Below are 17,115 nucleotides of genomic sequence, written 5' to 3' on the forward strand. Positions count from 1 at the left end.
GCCGGACGGTCGTACAACACCAGATTTTACGGCAGTCTCCGGCGAGTGCACCCGGCGGCACCTGGTGCCGTGCGCCGGTGTGGCCGCCCGCCGCGCTCCGGCGAGCGGCCACACCCCGGCGTCGCCGCTGGTCACAGACGGAACCCGGGGTCACCGCCGACGTTGTGGATCATGCGGCGCAGCAGGCGGATGACGCCCGCGTACTCGGCGTCGTCGATGCCCGCGCGGATCTGGCCGAGCGTGTCGGGCATCACCCGGTCCCACAGGTGGTCGACGGTGGCCGCGCCCTCCGGCGTCAGGTGCAGCCGCCGCTCGGCGTCCGCCCGGAGCAGGCCCCGAGCCAGCAGGTCGTCGACCTCCGCGCCGAGCCCGGAGACGTCGACGTAGGGGCGGCCCGCCGCGATGGTCTCGGTCACCTCGGCCGCGGTGGCGCCCCCGGCGGCGCTGCGGACCCGGTTGACGATCCACCACTGCGGCTGGGAGATCCCGCCCTCGCGGCGCAGGGCGGCCCGGATGTGGCCGACGATCGCCTCGCCGGCGGCGCCCGTCCAGTAGCCCAGCGGCTGCTGCTGGAGCTCGGCGTCGGTGAACTCCGCCTCGGAGTACGGGGCGGACCCCGGGGCCTTCGGGGTCTTCGGTGCGGTGAACGGCATGGCTCGGCTCCCCTCCCGACCGCGCGGTGCGCGCGGCCCGTGTGTGTCGGACGGGACGAACGTAAAAGTTGAAGCTAGATTGAAGTCAACCGAGGAGTCCGGGCAGCAGGAGCCACAGCCCCTTGCCGAGCGTGACGAGCCCGCCGCCGAGCGCGAGGGTGAAGATCACCTGGCGGGTGCGGCGCTCGGGCGTGCGGGCGGCGACGCGGTGGCCCACCAGCAGCCCGGCGCCCAGCGCCGCGCCCCACAGCAGCCAGGTCGGCCGGCTCAGCCCCGGCAGGCCCTTGGCGGCGATCGAGAAGACGTTGACCAGCAGCCCGTAGAACTGCGCGTTGGGCACGAACTCCCGCGCCGACCAGCCCGCGTTGGCGGCGTAGAGCGAGACGGCCGGGCCGCCCAGCCCGGCGGAGGAGTTCATGAACCCGCTGGCGGCACCCGCCGCGAGCGCTCCGCCCGTGCCGCGCAACGCGGGCATCCGCACCCCGCTCAGCAGCAGGAGCACCAGGGCGCTCAGCAGCGCGCCCAGGCCCGTCAGCAGCACCGGCTCGGGCAGGGACCGGGCCACGGCCGCGCCGAGCGGCACCGTCAGCGCCGCGGCGGCGACGAGCGGCACCATCGCCCGCAGCCGCACCCCGCGCCACGTGACGAGCAGGCCGAGCCCGCTGATCGCCACGCCCGCGCAGTTGGCCAGCACGACCCCGTCCACGGGGCCGACCAGCAACACCAGGAAGGGGGCCGCCACCAGTCCGAAGCCGATGCCCGCCATCCGCTGCACGGCCGCGCCGAAGAGCACGATGCCGCCGAGGAGGGGAAGGAAAGCCCAGCTACTCGCCACGCCAGGAGGCTATGCCGCGCGCGGCACGCGGCGGCCCGGGGGGGGTGGTGCCGGGTCGCGCGCTCCACGGTGCCCCGGTCCGGGAGCGTCCCGGCCGGGGGCGGGTGGGGCCGCGCCGTCGTCGGCCGTCGCCCGGCGCCGCCCAGCGGCGTCCGCCGCCCCGTCGTGCGGCCGTCGTGCGGCCGTCGTCAGGCGCGCAGGGCGCGGCGCGCGGCGGCGTGGGCGGCCGGCGGTGCGGCCACCGCGTCGAGGGCCAGGAGGGCCGCGCCGAGCACCGGTGGCGCGGTGAGCACCACCACCTCGGCGCGGGGGGCTTCGGCGGCCAGCCGCGCCACCACGCGCTCGTGCAGCCGCGGATGCCGGGCCGCGACGACGCTGCCGCCGAGGAACACCGGCGTCGGCTCCGCCAGCAGCGACAGGCGCGTGAGGCTGACGCGGGCCAGGGCCACGATCTCGTCCGCCTGCCGGTCCACCAGCGCCCCGGCCACCGCGTCCCCGGCCGCGGCCAGGGCGAACACCGTGGGGGCCAGCTCCAGCCGCCGCTCGGCCGGGACGTCGCCGAAGTGCAGCGCCTCGATCAGCTCCGCCATCGCGGCCAGGCCGAAATGGGCGGGGAGCGCGTCGGCGAGCGCGGTGGGCGCGCCCCGGCCGTCGGCCGCCCGCGCCGCGTGCCACAGCGCCTCCTCGGCCAGCCCCGCGCCGCCGCCCCAGTCGCCGGAGGCCCGGCCCAGCGCGGCGAAGCGGTGCGTGCGCCCGTCGGCGGCCCGGCCGACGCAGTTGACGCCCGCGCCGCACACCACGGCGACCCCGTGCCGCACCGAGCCGTCGTCGGGCAGTCCGGCGCGCAGCACGGCGAACGTGTCGTTGACGACCTCGGTGCTCCGTGCCCAGCCCGCCGCCGCCACGGCGGCCGCCAGCTCGCGCTCCTCGCGCGGCAGGTCCGCGTTGGCCAGGCAGGCGGTGACGTGGCGCACGGGGCCGGGACCGGGGCGGGCCCCGGGGCCGGGACCGGCGCCGCCGTCGGTCAGGGCGGCCCGGACGGGCGCGGCCAGCCCCGCCACCGCCCGTTCGGCCCCGTCCGCGGTGCCCACGGCCGGGCGGAAGCCGCCGCCCCGGGAGCGTCCTCGCAGCGTGCCGTCCAGACCGACGGCCACGACCTCGGTCTTGCTGTTCCCCGCGTCCAGCGCCAGTACGACCGGGCCGGGGCCGCTCAGGCCCACGGCAGGTGCGCCCGGTTGTGCGCGATCAGCCGGTCCGTGAGCGCCTCGGCCCGGTCGTACTGGCCGATCAGCGGATGCGCCAGCAGCGCGGCGAAGACCCGCTCGCGCCCGCCGTGCAGCGCGGCGTCGAGCGCGAGGTGCTCGTAGACGGTGACGTGCGCGACGAGCCCCGCGTGCGCGGGCGGCAGCGGGGGCGCGGCCAGCGGCACGGCACCGTGCGCGGTGACCCGGGCCGGCACCTCGACCACGGCGTCGTCCGGCAGGAACGGCAGGGTGCCGTCGTTGCGGACGTTCACGACCTGCACGGGCTGCACGACCTGCACGGGCTGCACCGGCTCCCCGCCCTGAGCGCCCTCCCCGCCCCGGGCGCCGCCGCCGTCGCGCCCCGCCGTGCCCAGCAGCGCTGCGGCCAGCGCGACGGCCGCCTCCGAGTAGTAGGCGCCGCCGCGCTCGGCGAGCAGCGCGGGCTTCTCCGCCAGCGCCGGGTCCGCGTACATCTCCAGCAGCCGCTCCTCCATCGCGGCGACCTCGGCCGCGCGCGGGGGCTGGCGGCGCAGCTCCGCGACGACCTCGTCGTGGGCGTAGAAGTAGCGCAGGTAGTAGGAGGGGACGACGCCGAGCCGGTCGAGCAGCGGGCGCGGCAGCCGCAGCCGCTCGGCGATCCGCTCCCCGTGCCCGGCGAGCAGGCCGGGCAGCAGGTCGGGCCCGTCGGGGCCGCCCCGGCGCACGGCCAGCTCCCAGGTGAGGTGGTTGAGCCCGTAGTGGTCCAGGTGGAGGTCCTCGGGCGGCAGGTCGAGCAGGTCCGCGAAGGTGCGCTGGAGCCCGATGGCGACGTTGCACAGCCCGACGGCCCGGTGCCCGGCCTGGAGCAGCGCCCGGGTGACGATGCCCACGGGGTTGGTGAAGTCGATGATCCAGGCCCCCGGGCTGACCCGGCGCACGGTCTCGGCGACGTCCAGCGCGACGGGCACCGTGCGCAGCGCCTTGGCGAGCCCGCCGGCCCCGGTGGTCTCCTGGCCGACGCAGCCGCACTCCAGCGGCCACGTCTCGTCGCCGTGCCGGGCCGCCTGGCCGCCGACCCGGAGCTGGACGAGCACGGCCGCCGCGCCGTCGGCCGCCCGGGTGAGGTCGTCGGTCAGGACCACCCGCGCGGGGTGGCCCCGCCGGGCGAGGATGCGCCGGGCGAGGCCGCCGACGAGCTCCAGCCGGTCGCGGGCCGGATCGACGAGCGCGAGCTCGGTGACCGGCAGGGTGCGGCTGAGCCGCGCCAGCCCGTCCACCAGTTCCGGCGTGTACGTCGAACCCCCGCCGACGACGGCGATCTTCACGGCGCGCTCCCCTCGTGGCCGTCAATTGGTCCAGACCATAAGCGGCCGCCGCCGCGCGGTCAACGCCGCGTGACCGGGCCCGCACGGCGCGCGCCGCACGGGCCGTGGCACCCCGCGCCGCGCGGCGGGCGCTCACCGCTTCTCCAGGGCCAGCCCCTCGTCGTCGACGAGCGGCACGCCGGCCGCGTCCAGGGCCCGCTTGAGGCGCCAGCGCAGCTCCCGGGCAGCGCCGAGGGCGGCACCCGGCATGGTGCGCACCGAGACCCGGACCGTCATGGACTCCATCGTGACCGTGTCCAGGCCCAGCACCTCCACGGGCCCCCACAGCTTCTCGTCCCACGGCGCGGTGGCGGCCATCTCCCGCCCGGCCTCCGCGACGACCTCGCGCACCCGGTCCAGGTCCTCGTCCGCCCGGATCTGGACGTCCACGCCCGCCGTGGCCCACCCCTGGCTCAGATTGCCCACGCGCTTGATCTCGCCGTTGCGCACGTACCAGATCTCGCCCTCGTCGCCGCGCAGCTTCGTCACCCGCAGCCCGATCTCCAGCACCGTGCCGACCGCCTCCCCGGCGTCCACCCGGTCGCCGACGCCGTACTGGTCTTCCAGCAGGATGAACATGCCGGTGAGCACGTCCATCACCAGGTTGCGGGCGCCGAAGCCGAGCGCGACGCCCGCGACGCCGGCGCTGGCCAGCAGCGGCCCCAGGTTGATGTCGAGGACGGCCAGCACGGTCAGCGCCGCCGTGCCCAGGATGAGGAACGACGCGACGCTGCGCAGGACCGACCCGATCGCCTCCGAGCGCTGCCGCCGGCGTTCGGCGTTGATCAGCAGGCTGCCGAAGCCGCCGCCCGGGGCGGAGCCCTCCTCGGCGTTGCGGTTCATCCGGGCCACCAGGCGGGTGATCGTGCGGCGCACGACCACCCGCAGCACCAGGGCGATCACCACCACGAGCACGATGCGCAGACCCGCGCCCAGCCAGGCCTCCCAGTTGCTCTGGACCCACCCCGCCGCCTCGTCCGCACGCCGCCCGGCGTCGTTCATGGCATCCACGGCCACAGCCTAGTGCCGCGTCAGTCAGGGTTTGCCCGTCAAGGAGCGGCGTCCGGTGCGGTGCATCGCAAGGCGCCGGATCGGCCTCGTAGTGGGCCTACTCGGTCGATTCGGCAACGCCGCGAGGCGCCGTGCCGGGCGTCGCGACAGGGCAAACCCTGGCTGATGCGGCACTAGGCACGCCCCGACGGGTGAACGCGGCGCCGAAGCCGTCATCCGTCCGCGTGCTCGGGCTGAGCAGCGGCGTCCGACGGAGGGTGTGGTCAAGAACACGCGGGGCGCGTTGGCGGATCGTGGTGGCGCGCCGGGCCGGGCACGGGTGACACTGAGGGAGATCGTCCCGGCGCGAGCCACGTGCCGCAGGCGTACCAAGGAGGCACCGTGCCGCATGTCCTGGTCCTCAACGCGTCGTACGAGCCGCTCGGTGTCGTACCGCTCCGCCGCGCGCTCATCCTCGTCCTCAACGACAAGGCCGTCATCCTGGAGGACTCCGGCGCCCTGATGCACAGCGCGACCCGCGCCATCCCCGCACCCAGCGTGGTCCGGCTCAAGCGCTTCGTGCGCGTGCCCTACCGGGGCCCCGTCCCGCTGACCCGGCGCGCGCTGTTCGCCCGGGACGGCGGCCGCTGCGCCTACTGCGGCCAGACGGCGACGAGCGTGGACCACGTCATCCCGCGCAGCCGGGGCGGCCAGCACGTGTGGGACAACGTCGTCGCGGCCTGCCGCCGGTGCAACCACGTCAAGGCGGATCGGCACATCACCGAGTTGGGCTGGCGGCTGCGCCACCAGCCCGCACCTCCGACCGGGCTGGCCTGGCGCATCATCGGCACGGGCCATAGGGACCCACGCTGGCTGCCCTATCTCCAACCCTACGGCGCGGACGACGCGATGGCCCGGATCGACGGCAGGTCACCTGCCTGATCCGGGCCTTCGCACGCGGGGCGCTCCGCGTGCGCCCGCACCGGCCAACGGGCCGCTCCGGCGGGCTCTTTCGGGTCCGACGGTGTCACCGCACGCTCCCCAGGGGCCATACTGCTGCCCGTGACCGGGGTGATGTTACGAGTGACCGAGGGGGAGGTCCCATACCGTGACGCAGCCGCCCGGGCCGACGGCGCCCGCAACGCCCCCGGCGCCGCACGCCGCCTCGGGGCCGCACGCTCCCGTGCCGCACCCGGCGGCGGCGCCGACCGGCCCCGGGCGGCCCTCCGGCACCACGGAGCCCTCCGGCCACGGCCCGGACCGGCGGGCGTGGGCGCGTCCGGTGGCGCGGGCGCGGCGGGCCGCGGCCACGGAGCCGGGCCGGCTGCGCCTCGTCGGCGCCGCCCTGGTCGTCCTGGCGCTGGCCTTCGGCGCGGTGACCGCCTGGCAGGTCACCCAGCGGGCGTCCGCCGCCGACGCCGTCATCCACGGCCACCAGCGGCTGGCCGCGGACGCCGCGGAGATCCACCGCTCGCTGGCCGACGCCAACACCACGGCCGCCGCGGGCTTCCTGGCCGGGGGCGAGGAGCCCCGCGCGGTCGCGGAGCGCTACGACCGGGGCGTCGACACGGCGGCCGAGCTGATCACGCGGGCCGCCGCGAGCGGCGAGGGATCGGCGACCGCGCGGCGCCAGCTCAGCGCGCTCAACCGCGGCCTGCCCGCCTACACCGCCCTGGTGGAAGCCGCCCGGGCCAACAACCGGCAGGGTCTGCCGCTCGGCGGCGCCTACCTGCGCTACGCCGACGAGCGCATGCGCAGCGAACTGCTCCCGGCCGCGCGCACCCTCTACGAGACGGAGGCCGCCCGCTACGAGCGCGGGCACGGCGAGGCGGCCGCCTGGCCCTGGGCCTCCCTGGTGCTCGGCGTGGCGACGCTGGCCACCCTGGGGTGGGCGCAGCGCCGGGACTTCGCGCGCACCAACCGCGTGTTCAACCGCGGCCTGGTAGCCGCGTCCGGGGCGGCGGCGGCGCTGCTGGTGTGGCTGGCCGTGGCGCACGGCGTCGCGGCCGGTCAGCTCCGCACGGCGGACCGCGACGGCGCCCGCTCGCTGCACACGCTGAACGAGGCCCTGGTGGCCGCGCTGGAGGCCCGCGGCGACGAGGGCATGACCCTGGTGGCGCGCGGCGGCGGCGCGGAGTACGAGGAGACCTACCGGGCGGGCATGGCCCGGCTCGCCGGAGCCGGGGGCGAGGAGGGCGGGCTGCTCGCCCGGGCGCTGCGGCTGGCCGACGACGACGCCGGACGCGAACCGGTGCGCACGGCCCGGGAGCACGTCACTCTGTGGCAGGAACGGCACGTCGAAGCCCGGGAGTCGGACAACACGGGCGAGTACGGTGACGCGGTGGCCAAGGTGATCGGCCCCCGGGAGAGCACGGGAGAGGCGTTCGACGCGGTGGACGGCGCCCTGCGCGCCGCGATCGAGTACGAACAGCGCCAGTTCGGCGACGCCGCCGAGTCCGGCCGGGCCGCCCTGACCGGCCTCGCCGTGGGCGCCGGAGTGCTGGGGCTGACCGGCGCGGCGGGGGCGGTGGCCGGGGTCGGCCGCAGGCTGGCGGAATACCGGTGAACGCGGTGAGCGGAAGGGGCTGGACGATGCGGAGCACGCGGGGCGCGGCGGGCGCGGACGGGCCCCTGGCACCCGGGTCCGCGGACCGGGCGCGCGCGGGGCGGGCCCCGGCTCGGCGCGGGCGCCGTCGGCTCACCGCCCTGGCCCTGGCCGCCGGCGCCCTGGCCCTGGCCGTCGCGGGGGCCCCGGGGACCGCGGGGACGGCCACCGGGTCCGGCGGCGGCCCGCGCACGGGGCACGCCGCCCCCGGCGGCCCGGTCGGCGGCCCGCGGGACGCGCCCGCCGACCCCGTCGCACTCGCCGCGTCCGCCGCCCCCGAGCGGTGCGCCGACGGCAGCCTGGCGGCGGCGAGCCTGCGCCCGTCCGGCGCGGCCGGGGAGGCCGTGCGCCGCATCCAAAGGAGCGGTCAGCTCGTCGTCGGCGTCGACCAGAACAGTTTCCTGTGGGGATACCGCGACCCGCACACCGGTGCCCTCGAAGGGTTCGACATCGACCTGGTGCGGGCCATCGCCCGCGACCTGCTGGGCGAGGACCCGTCGATCGTCTACCGCACCATCCCCACCGACCAGCGCGTCCCGGCGCTGCGCGACCGCGGGGTGGACCTGGTGGTGCGCACCATGACCGTCAACTGCGACCGGCGCGCGGACGTGGCGTTCTCCACCGCGTACTTCGAGGCCGGCCAGCAGGTGCTCGCGCCGCGCGCCTCCGACGTCACCGGGTACGACGCCTCGCTGGCCGGGCGCACGGTGTGCACGGCGCGCGGCTCCACCGGGCAGAGCGCCCTGGAGGCGGACAACCCCGGGGCCCGCGTGGTGCTGGTGCCGAACCAGCTCGACTGCCTGGTGCGTCTCCAGCTCGGCGAGGTGGACGCGGTCGTCACCGACAGCGCGCTGGCGGCGGGGCAGGCGGCGCAGGACCCGACGGTCGCTCTCGTCGGCGAGCCGTTCACCACCGAGTACTACGGCGTGGCGATGAACCTGGCCGACGAGGACCTGGTGCGGCGCGTCAACCGCGTGCTGGACGACTTCCGTTCGGGTGGTGCGGACAGCGCGTGGCGGGCGTCCTACGAACGCTGGCTCGACGACGTCATGCCGGGCCGGGACCCGAGCCCGCCGACACCGCGCTACCGGGACTGAACGCCGCGACGAGCGGGCAGCACGGGGCAGGGTGGCAGCGGACGAGAGCAGCGAGGTGATCGATGGAGGCCGCGGAATCCTCCGGACCGGTGCTGGACCGGGACGAGGCCGACCGGATGCTGGCCCGGCTCGGCGCGGAGTACGAGGCGATCGAGTCGTCCCTGCTGGCTTTGCAGGACCACGCCGGGCGGCGGCTGCTGGAGGGCGCCGAGCTGACCGGCACCACCCGGCACCGCTGGGCGGCCGCCGAGCAGACGATCACCGCGCTGTGGACGCAGTTCGAACGGTACGGCGAGGCGCTCGCCGCCGCCCAACGGGTGCGCGGCCGGCGGCGCTGGCCCGGACAGGCGGAGCTGGCCGAGCTGTCCGAGCTGCTGCGCGGGCGCGCGGTGACCGTGGCCGGGGCGGGCGGCGGCGCCCGGGGCGGGCGGCTGGCCGAACGGCTGAGCCTGACCGAACTGGTGGACCGGATGAACGCCGGGTACGCCCGCGCGCTGGACGTGGTGGCCGCGGCCGACGCGGTGTGGTCCGCGCTGCCCGCCCGCATCGACCTGCTCGCCGCCGAGCTGGGTCGCGTCCGCTCGCTCGCGCACTCCGTCGGCGTCCGGCCCGGGGAGCATCCGGCCGGGGACGACCTGGCGGAGATCACCGACGAACTGGCCCGGCTGCGCCGCGAGGTGATCACCGACCCGCTCGCCTTCTGGCGCTCCGCGGGCGCCAACAGCGCGCCGGGCGGCGGGCGTCCGGACACCGACCGGTACGACCGGGCGGCGCGGGCGCTGGAGGAGGTGCGCCGGGAGATCGACGCGGTCCTCGGGGTGCGGCAGGACGCCGAACAGCGCCTGGCCCGCCTGCGGGACGTGCTCTCGCGCGCCGACCGGACGCTGGCGGAGGCGCGGACCGCGCGCGGCGAGGTGCTGGCCAAGATCGCCGCATCGGAGGTGCCCGCGGTCAGCGGCCCGGCCACCGCGCTGCACGAGCAGCTCGCCGCGGCGGCCGAACACCGGCGCCGCTCCCAGTGGAACCGGCTCTCCCCGCTGCTGGACCAACTGGAGCAGCGGGCCGAGGACGAGCTCCAGCGGGCCCGCGACCAGCTCTCGGCGGTGACGGCGCCGCTGGCCGTCCGGGCCGAGCTGCGCGGCCGGCTCGACGCCTACCGCGCCAAGGCCGCCCGGCATCACCTGGCCGACGACCCGCTGCTGGCGGAGCGGTACGACGCCGCCCGGCGCATGCTGTGGAGCGCGCCGTGCGACCTGCGCGCCGCCGAGCAGGCCGTGCGGCGCTTCCAGCACGCGGTGGTCGAGCTCGCGACGCCGGTCCCGCACGCGGCACCGGGTCCGGACGCGCGGGCGGCACGCCCCGCCAGGGAGGGCGACGCGGCCGGGACCAGGGCGGAGCGGACCGAGGACGGAGGGCGGGGCGGCTCATGAGCGGCCAGGGCCAGCGGTGCCAGCAGCGGGGCTGCGACGGGCACTACGAGGATGTCGGCGCGGTCGGTGAAGCGGGCGGCGGCGCGGGGCGGCTGTACTGCGACACGTGCGGTCTGTCCCCCGTCGTCGCCCCCGCCGCCCTGCCCGCCCCCGCCGCCCTGCCGGCGCCCGGCCCGCCCGGTGCCGCGGAGCAGGGACCGGGCCCCGGCGCCCCGGCGGTCACCCGGCCCGCGGCGCGCGCCGACGGCTCCGGGGGCGGCTCGGCGGGGTCGCGGCCGTCCCAGCGCTCGGTCTCGGGGCGGCTGTCCGTGCACACCGGCGCGGCCGGGGCCACCCGGATGTCGGTGCGCGGCTCCCGGGGCGCGGCGTCCGGCTCCTCCGGGCGCAACCGGCTCGGCGCGGGCCTGGTGACCGTCCCCGAGGTGCCCCGCGCCGACCCGGCGGCGGCCGTGCTGGAGCGGCCCGAGGTCCCCGAGCGCAAGCGGTTCTGCGGCAACGCCGACTGCGGCAGCCCGGTGGGGCGGACGCGCGCCGGGCGCCCGGGGCGCACGGAGGGCTTCTGCACCGCGTGCGGACAGCCCTACTCGTTCGTACCCAAGCTCGCCCCCGGCGACGTGGTGCACGGCCAGTACGAGGTGGCCGGCTGCCTGGCCCACGGCGGCCTGGGCTGGATCTACCTCGCGGTCGACCGCGCCGTCTCCGACCGCTGGGTGGTGCTCAAGGGCCTGCTGGACACCGGTGACCAGGACGCCATGGCCGCGGCGATCTCCGAGCGGCGCTTCCTCGCCGAGATCGAGCACGCGGGCATCGTGCGCATCTACAACTTCGTCGAGCACCTGGACCAGCGCACCGGCAGCCTCGACGGCTACATCGTCATGGAGTACGTCGGCGGCAAGTCGCTCAAGCAGCTCGCCGAGGAGCGCCGCACACCGGACGGGCGGCGCGACCCGCTGCCGGTGGAGCAGGCGTGCGCGTTCGGCATCGACGCGCTGGAGGCCATCGGCCACCTGCACAGCCGCTCCCTGCTGTACTGCGACTTCAAGGTGGACAACGCGATCCAGCAGCACGACCAGCTCAAGCTGATCGACCTCGGCGCCGTGCGCCGCGCGGACGACCACACGAGCGCCGTCTACGGCACGGTGGGCTACCAGGCGCCCGAGGTCGCCGAGGTGGGCCCGTCGGTGGCGTCCGACCTCTACACCGTCGCCCGCACGCTCGCGGTGCTGACGTTCGACTTCCGCGGCTACACCAACACCTACGTCGACAGCCTGCCCCCGCCCGGGGACGTGGAGGTCTTCGCCCGGCACGAGTCGTTCTACCGCTTCCTGGTGCGCGCCACCGACCCCGAGCCCGAACGCCGCTTCGCCTCGGCCGCGGAGATGGCCGAGCAGCTCACCGGGGTGCTCCGGGAGGTCGTCGCCACCCGCTCCGGGCAGCCCCGGCCCGCCGTCTCCACCCTGTTCGGCGCGGAGCTGCGCGTGGCGACCACGCAGGTGCTGCCCCCGCAGGACGCGGACGCCTCGCGGCTCGGGACCCGGCCGACGCGACGACGCTCCCGCGCCCTCGCGCGCGCGGGAGCGCCCGTCGTGCCGCCCCCGGCGTCCGCCCCGCCCGGCTCGCCGCCCGATCTCTCGTCCGCCCCGACCGCCGTGGCGTCCTCCGGGACGGCACCGCGCCCCGTCGCGGTGGCTCCGCTGGACGCGCGGGCCGTGGCGCTGGCGCTCCCGGTGCCCCTGGTCGACCCGGGCGACCCCAACGCGGGCTTCCTGGCCGGGCTCGCCGGTGCGGCCCCCGACGACGTGGAGGCCGCGCTGCGGGCGGCGCCGGCCGACTCCGTCGAGCTGCGGCTGCGCGCGCTGCGCGCCCGCCTGGAGCGCTCGGCCGCCGGGCCCGCCTCCGGGCCACCCGCCGAGCTGGCCGAACTGACCGCACATCACCCCGAGGACTGGCGCGTCGTCTGGTACCGGGGCGTCGCGGCCCTGGCCCACGGCGACCTGGCCACCGCCGCCGTCGCCTTCGACGCGGTGTACGACGCCTTCCCCGGGGAGCCCGCGCCGAAGCTCGCGCTGGCCGTCAGCGCGGAGCTGCTGGGCCAGTCGGACAACGCCGAGGAGTTCTACCGACTGGTATGGTCCACGGATCCGAACTACGTCAGCGCCGCCTTCGGACTGGCCCGGGTGCGGCTGGCCCGGGGCGACCGGACCGGCGCCGTCGCGGCCCTGGAGTCCGTCCCCGAGGCCTCCAGCCACCACGTGGCCGCCCGGGCGGCGGCCGTCTCCGCGCGGCTGCGGCAGCGCGAGCCGGGCGAACCGGTGCCGGCGGAGGTGCGGGCGGCCGCCGCCGAGCTGGAGCGGCTGGAGGGCCTGGGGCTGGACGCCCCGCGCCGCGAGCGGCTGGCCACCGAGGTGCTGGGCCGGGCCCTGGACTGGGTGCTGGCCGGACGCCCCGCCCCGCCGGGCGCCGCCCCGCTCCAGCAGCCGGTGCTGGGCAGCGAGCCGACCGAAGAGGGGCTGCGGCGGGGCCTGGAGGGCGCCTACCGCAGACTCGCCCGGCTGGCGCGGAGCGGGACCGAGAGGATCGCATGGGTGGAGCGCGCGAACCGCGTCCGCCCCAGGACGTGGGTGTGAGGATGCAACAGCTCGACCAGTGCTCGGCCTGTCCCGGTTGCGCCGAACCGCTGGAGGCGGGTGACCGTTTCTGCGGCGTGTGCGGGATGAGCCTCGCCGCGCCGGGCCGACCCGCCGGCGCGGAGGCGCCGGCGCGGCCACCGGAGCCGCGGACCGCCCCCCGGCCCGCGCCGCCGGCGCCCGCCGGACACGCGGCGCGGCCGGACCGGGACGGGGGCCACGGCACGCCACCGGACCAGCGCACGACGCCGGGCCAGGCCGCGGCGCCGGGTCACGGCACGCCACCGGACCGGGGCGCGGGGCCGGACCAGGGCAGGCCACCGGGTCACGGCACGCCACCGGACCAGCGCACGACGCCGGGCCAGGGCGCGGGGTCGGACCACGGCACGCCACCGGACCAGACGCCACCGGGCCGGGGCGCGGCGCCGGGGCAAGGCCGCCCCGGGGCTCCGCACGCCCCGGGGCGGCCCGCGGCCGCCGTCCCGCCGCTCCCGGCGCGACCGCCCGCGCCCGCCGGTCCGCCTCCGTCCGTGCCGCCGCCCCCGCCTCCACCGCCACCGGCCGCGCCGCCGTCGGCGCCCCCCGCGTCCCCGTCGGCGTCGTCCCCCTCCGCGTCGCCGGACTACACGCTGGCGCCGCCCGCCGGGCGTCCCCTCGCCCGGGACGCGCGCGCCGGGGACCCGGAGCCCCCGCCCACGCCGCCGTCCGCACCCCCGACCGCGTCCGCCGCGTGTGCCGCCTGCGGCGCGGGCGGCTTCGACGCGGACGGCTACTGCGAGCACTGCGGCCACGCCTCGCCGAAGGAGCGCGATCACATGGAGCAGGAGCTGCCCGGCGTCGCGGCGGCCAGCGACCGCGGGCTGCGGCACCACCGCAACGAGGACGCCTTCACCCTCACCACCGCCCACCTGCCGGGCTCGGCCGTGCCGGCGGTGGTGGCGGTCGTGTGCGACGGGGTGTCCTCCTCCAGCCGTCCGGACGAGGCCTCGGCCACCGCGGCGGCCGCCGCCCGCGACACCCTGCTCGACGCGCTGCCGCGCGGCGTGCAGCCGCCGCACGCCATGCACGAGGCGCTGGGCACGGCGGCCCGCGCGGTGGCGGCGCTGGCCGACGCCCGGCGGGACGGCGGCCAGAACGCCCCGGCCTGCACGATCGTCGGCTCCGTCGTCGCGGGCGACATGTTCACCGTCGGCTGGATCGGCGACAGCCGCGCCTACTGGGTGCCCGAGGACCGTTCGGCGCCCGCCGCGCGGCTGACCGAGGACGACTCCTGGGCGGCGCAGATGGTGGCCGCCGGGCTGATGAGCGAGGCCGACGCCTTCGCGGACCCGCGCGCCCACGCCATCACCGGCTGGCTCGGCGCCGACGCCGAGGAGTTCGACCCGCACACCGCCTCGTTCCAGCCCGGCGAACCCGGCGTGGTGGTGGTGTGCACGGACGGGCTGTGGAACTACGCGGAGTCGGCACGGGAGATGGCGGACGCCGTCCCCGCCGACGCCCGCCGCCACCCGCTGCCCGCCGCCCGGCACCTGGTCGACCACGCCCTGCGCGGCGGGGGCCACGACAACGTAACGGTGGCCGTCATCCCGTTCCCGGCCCGGGCGGGAGGGGCAGGATCGGCCTGAACGCCAAGGGGGGCAGCGCATGGCCGACTTCGCCAAGTCGAGGACGCCGCGGTTCTCGGTGGAGGTCCACCAGAACCCGTACCTGCCGCGAGGGGGCCGGGAGGTCGACGCCGTCGTCACCGTGACCGCCGCCGGCGGCGGGCTGCCCGTGCCCGCGCCCGGCGCCGACCCGGGGGCGGACTCCGCGGCGCCGCGGGCGGCGGTGGTGCTCATGGTGGACTGCTCGGGGTCGATGGACCACCCGCCCGAGAAGACGCGGCACGCCCGCGAGGCGACCGCCGCGGCCGTGGACGCCGTGCGGGACGGCGTGGCCTTCGCCGTCGTCGCCGGGACGCACCGGGCCCGGGAGGTCTACCCCGGCGGCGGCGCCCTGGCCGTGGCCGACCCGGTGACCCGCGCCGCGGCCAAGCGGGCGCTGGACGGGCTGACGCCCGACGGCGGCACGGCCATCGGCACCTGGCTGCGCCTGGCCGGCGCGTTGCTGGACGCCTCCGGGGCGGCCGTCCGGCACGGCATCCTGCTCACCGACGGGCGCAACGAGCACGAGGAGCCCGAGCACCTGCGCGCCGCGCTCGCGGAGTGCGCCGGCCGGTTCACCTGTGACGCCCGCGGGGTGGGCACCGACTGGGAGGTGGCCGAGGTCACCGGCGTCGCGACCGCGCTGCTGGGCACCGCCGACATCGTCGCCGACTCCGCCGGCCTCGCCGACGACTTCCGCGCGATGATGACCGCGGCCATGGGCAAGGAGACCGCCGACGTCGCGCTGCGGCTGTGGACACCGGCCGGCGCGGAGATCGACTTCGTCAGGCAGGTGGCCCCGACCGTCACCGACCTGACCGGGCGGCGGACGCCGGCCGGGCCGCGGGCCGGTGACTACCCCACCGGCTCGTGGGGCGACGAGTCGCGCGACTACCACGTGCGCGTGCGGGTTCCCGCCGCCGAGGTGGGCCGGGAGATGCTCGCCGCCCGGGCCTCCGTCGTCGCGACCCGGCCCGACGGGACCGCCGGGGTGCTCGGACAGGGGCTGGTCAGGGCGGTGTGGACGGACGACGCGGCCGCCTCCGCCGCGATCGACCGGCAGGTCGCGCACTACACCGGGCAGGCGGAGCTGGCCCGGGCCGTCCAGCAGGGCCTGGACGCCAGGAAGGCCGGTGACGAGGACGGCGCGACCGCCCGGCTCGGCCGTGCCGTCCAGCTCGCGGCGGCCCTGGGCAACGCCGATACCGCCAAGCTGCTGGCGAAGGTGGTGGACGTGGTGGACGAGGCGAGCGGTACTGTTCGACTGAAGGGCACGGTCGCCGCCGCCGACGCCATGACGCTGGAGACGCGGTCCACCAGGACGGTCCGCGTGCGCCGGGACACCGGGCAGGCACCGACCCACTAGCCGAGTACGACTGCCGCCGACCACGAGCCGACGAACTGCGCACACCGCCGCGCGGAGGGGGGAAGCCCGAGATGCCGACTTGTCCGAACGGCCACCAGTCCGCGGCCGACGACTGGTGCGAGGTGTGCGGGCACCGGATCGCCGCCCCGGGCGGTCCGGCGGGGGCCCCGCCGTCCCCGCCCCCGCCCCCGCCCCCGCAGCACGGCACCGGCGGCCACGGGTACGGCTATCCCGCGCCGCCGCCCCCACCGCCCCCGCCACCGGGCGGCGACGGCGGCGGGTACGGCTACCCGGCCCCGCCCGCGCACGGGCAGCCGGAGCCCGTGCAGCCGACGCAGCACGCCGAGCTGTGCCCGCGGTGCCGCACGCCGCGCGAGTCGCAGGCGCCGTTCTGCGAGGAGTGCCGGCACAACTTCCACACCCAGTCGGCCGCGGCGTACGCGCCGCCCGCCCCGCCGCCGGGCTTTCTCCAGCAGGCCCCGCCGGGGTACGAGGCGTCCCGGCCCTCCCAGCTGAACCGCCCGGCCGAGCCCATACCCCCGCAGGCCCCACCGCACCCGGGCCAGCGCGAGCACGACGACTGGAACCTCGCGCCCCCGGCCGCCCCGCACGGCCCGCCCGTCCAGCACCAGGCTCCGCAGCAGCACCAGCCACCACCCGCCCAGCATCAGGCACCCGCCCAGCCGCAGGCGCCGACGGGCTACGGGTACCCCGGCCCCGGGCAGCAGCAGGAGGTGGGCTGGCTGGTCACCATCGGGCCGGACCGCGAGTACTTCACCGCGATGATGCAGCGCAGCGGACCGGAGGGGGCGTCGCTGAACCTGCCCGCCTACGCGCCCGAGCAGCAGGTGCGGCTGGCCGGTCAGCAGGTCAGCATCGGACGCAGGCGGCAGTCCACGGGCGAGGCGCCCGACATCGACCTCTCCCGCCCCCCGGAGGACCCGGGCGTCTCCCACCAGCACGCGCTGCTGGTGCGCCAGCCCGACGGCGGCTGGGCGGTCGTCGATCAGGACTCGACCAACGGCACCACGCTCAACGGCGCCGAGGACCCGATCCAGCCGTTCGTCCCGGTGCCGCTGCGGCCGGGCGACCGCGTCCACGTCGGCGCCTGGACGACGCTCACCGTCCACCGGGGCTGACGGCCGCGGCGCGGGGCACCCGGGGCGCACCGCGCTCGCCGAGCGGCCCGGGGCGGTGGCCGAGCGCGGCCGACACGACGCGCGCGCGGGTCGGCGGCCCGCCCCCGGGCGGGCGCCGGGCCTCCCGGCCCAGCTCACAACTC

Annotated in this window: 13 protein-coding genes; 8 read left to right on the plus strand and 5 right to left on the minus strand. The window is 77.9% G+C overall.

Annotation, left to right across the window (positions count from 1 at the left end):
- Positions 1 to 131: 131 nt before the first annotated feature.
- The 5 genes from OSB71_RS13740 to OSB71_RS13760 form a co-directional block, all read right to left on the minus strand.
- Positions 132 to 653 (minus strand): MarR family winged helix-turn-helix transcriptional regulator, encoded by a 522-nt coding sequence (locus tag OSB71_RS13740; RefSeq protein WP_265948013.1) that lies wholly within the window; start codon positions 651 to 653, stop codon positions 132 to 134.
- A gap of 85 nt (positions 654 to 738) precedes the next feature.
- Positions 739 to 1,488 (minus strand): sulfite exporter TauE/SafE family protein, encoded by a 750-nt coding sequence (locus OSB71_RS13745; protein ID WP_265948014.1) that lies wholly within the window; start codon positions 1,486 to 1,488, stop codon positions 739 to 741.
- Between the two features lie 188 nt (positions 1,489 to 1,676).
- Positions 1,677 to 2,708, minus strand: a complete 1,032-nt coding sequence (locus OSB71_RS13750) for an N-acetylglucosamine kinase (RefSeq protein ID WP_265948015.1) — start codon at positions 2,706 to 2,708, stop codon at positions 1,677 to 1,679.
- On the minus strand, positions 2,699 to 4,036 hold the full coding sequence (locus OSB71_RS13755) for a family 4 glycosyl hydrolase (RefSeq protein WP_265948017.1): 1,338 nt from the start codon (positions 4,034 to 4,036) through the stop codon (positions 2,699 to 2,701). Before OSB71_RS13755 ends, OSB71_RS13750 begins: the two co-directional genes overlap by 10 nt.
- A 132-nt stretch (positions 4,037 to 4,168) precedes the next feature.
- Positions 4,169 to 5,077: a mechanosensitive ion channel family protein gene (locus OSB71_RS13760; RefSeq protein WP_265948078.1), complete on the minus strand. Its 909-nt coding sequence runs from the start codon at positions 5,075 to 5,077 to the stop codon at positions 4,169 to 4,171.
- A gap of 390 nt (positions 5,078 to 5,467) precedes the next feature.
- Between OSB71_RS13760 and OSB71_RS13765 the strand changes: the two genes are divergently transcribed.
- The 8 genes from OSB71_RS13765 (at position 5,468) to OSB71_RS13800 (ending at position 16,972) form a co-directional block, all read left to right on the plus strand.
- Entirely contained in the window at positions 5,468 to 6,007 is a 540-nt protein-coding gene (locus OSB71_RS13765; protein WP_265948019.1) for an HNH endonuclease, read from the plus strand.
- Between the two features lie 166 nt (positions 6,008 to 6,173).
- The gene (locus OSB71_RS13770; protein WP_265948020.1) at positions 6,174 to 7,631 is read left to right on the plus strand and encodes a GlnX family signal transduction membrane protein; all 1,458 of its coding nucleotides are present in this window, start codon (positions 6,174 to 6,176) and stop codon (positions 7,629 to 7,631) included.
- A gap of 26 nt (positions 7,632 to 7,657) precedes the next feature.
- Entirely contained in the window at positions 7,658 to 8,767 is a 1,110-nt protein-coding gene (locus OSB71_RS13775) for a glutamate ABC transporter substrate-binding protein (protein ID WP_265948022.1), read from the plus strand.
- A 62-nt stretch (positions 8,768 to 8,829) separates the two neighbouring features.
- Entirely contained in the window at positions 8,830 to 10,197 is a 1,368-nt protein-coding gene (locus OSB71_RS13780; RefSeq protein WP_265948024.1) for a coiled-coil domain-containing protein, read from the plus strand.
- Positions 10,194 to 12,824: a serine/threonine-protein kinase gene (locus OSB71_RS13785; protein ID WP_265948026.1), complete on the plus strand. Its 2,631-nt coding sequence runs from the start codon at positions 10,194 to 10,196 to the stop codon at positions 12,822 to 12,824. The genes OSB71_RS13780 and OSB71_RS13785 overlap by 4 nt, the downstream gene beginning before the upstream one ends.
- A gap of 815 nt (positions 12,825 to 13,639) precedes the next feature.
- The gene (locus tag OSB71_RS24505) at positions 13,640 to 14,449 is read left to right on the plus strand and encodes a PP2C family protein-serine/threonine phosphatase (RefSeq protein ID WP_323055285.1); all 810 of its coding nucleotides are present in this window, start codon (positions 13,640 to 13,642) and stop codon (positions 14,447 to 14,449) included.
- A 19-nt stretch (positions 14,450 to 14,468) separates the two neighbouring features.
- Complete coding sequence (locus OSB71_RS13795) at positions 14,469 to 15,833, plus strand: VWA domain-containing protein (protein ID WP_265948028.1); 1,365 nt, start codon at positions 14,469 to 14,471, stop codon at positions 15,831 to 15,833.
- A gap of 71 nt (positions 15,834 to 15,904) precedes the next feature.
- The gene (locus OSB71_RS13800; RefSeq protein WP_265948030.1) at positions 15,905 to 16,972 is read left to right on the plus strand and encodes an FHA domain-containing protein; all 1,068 of its coding nucleotides are present in this window, start codon (positions 15,905 to 15,907) and stop codon (positions 16,970 to 16,972) included.
- Positions 16,973 to 17,115: the final 143 nt, after the last annotated feature.

It is taken from the genome of Streptomyces marinisediminis (assembly GCF_026262575.1).
Lineage (GTDB): Bacteria > Actinomycetota > Actinomycetes > Streptomycetales > Streptomycetaceae > Streptomyces > Streptomyces marinisediminis.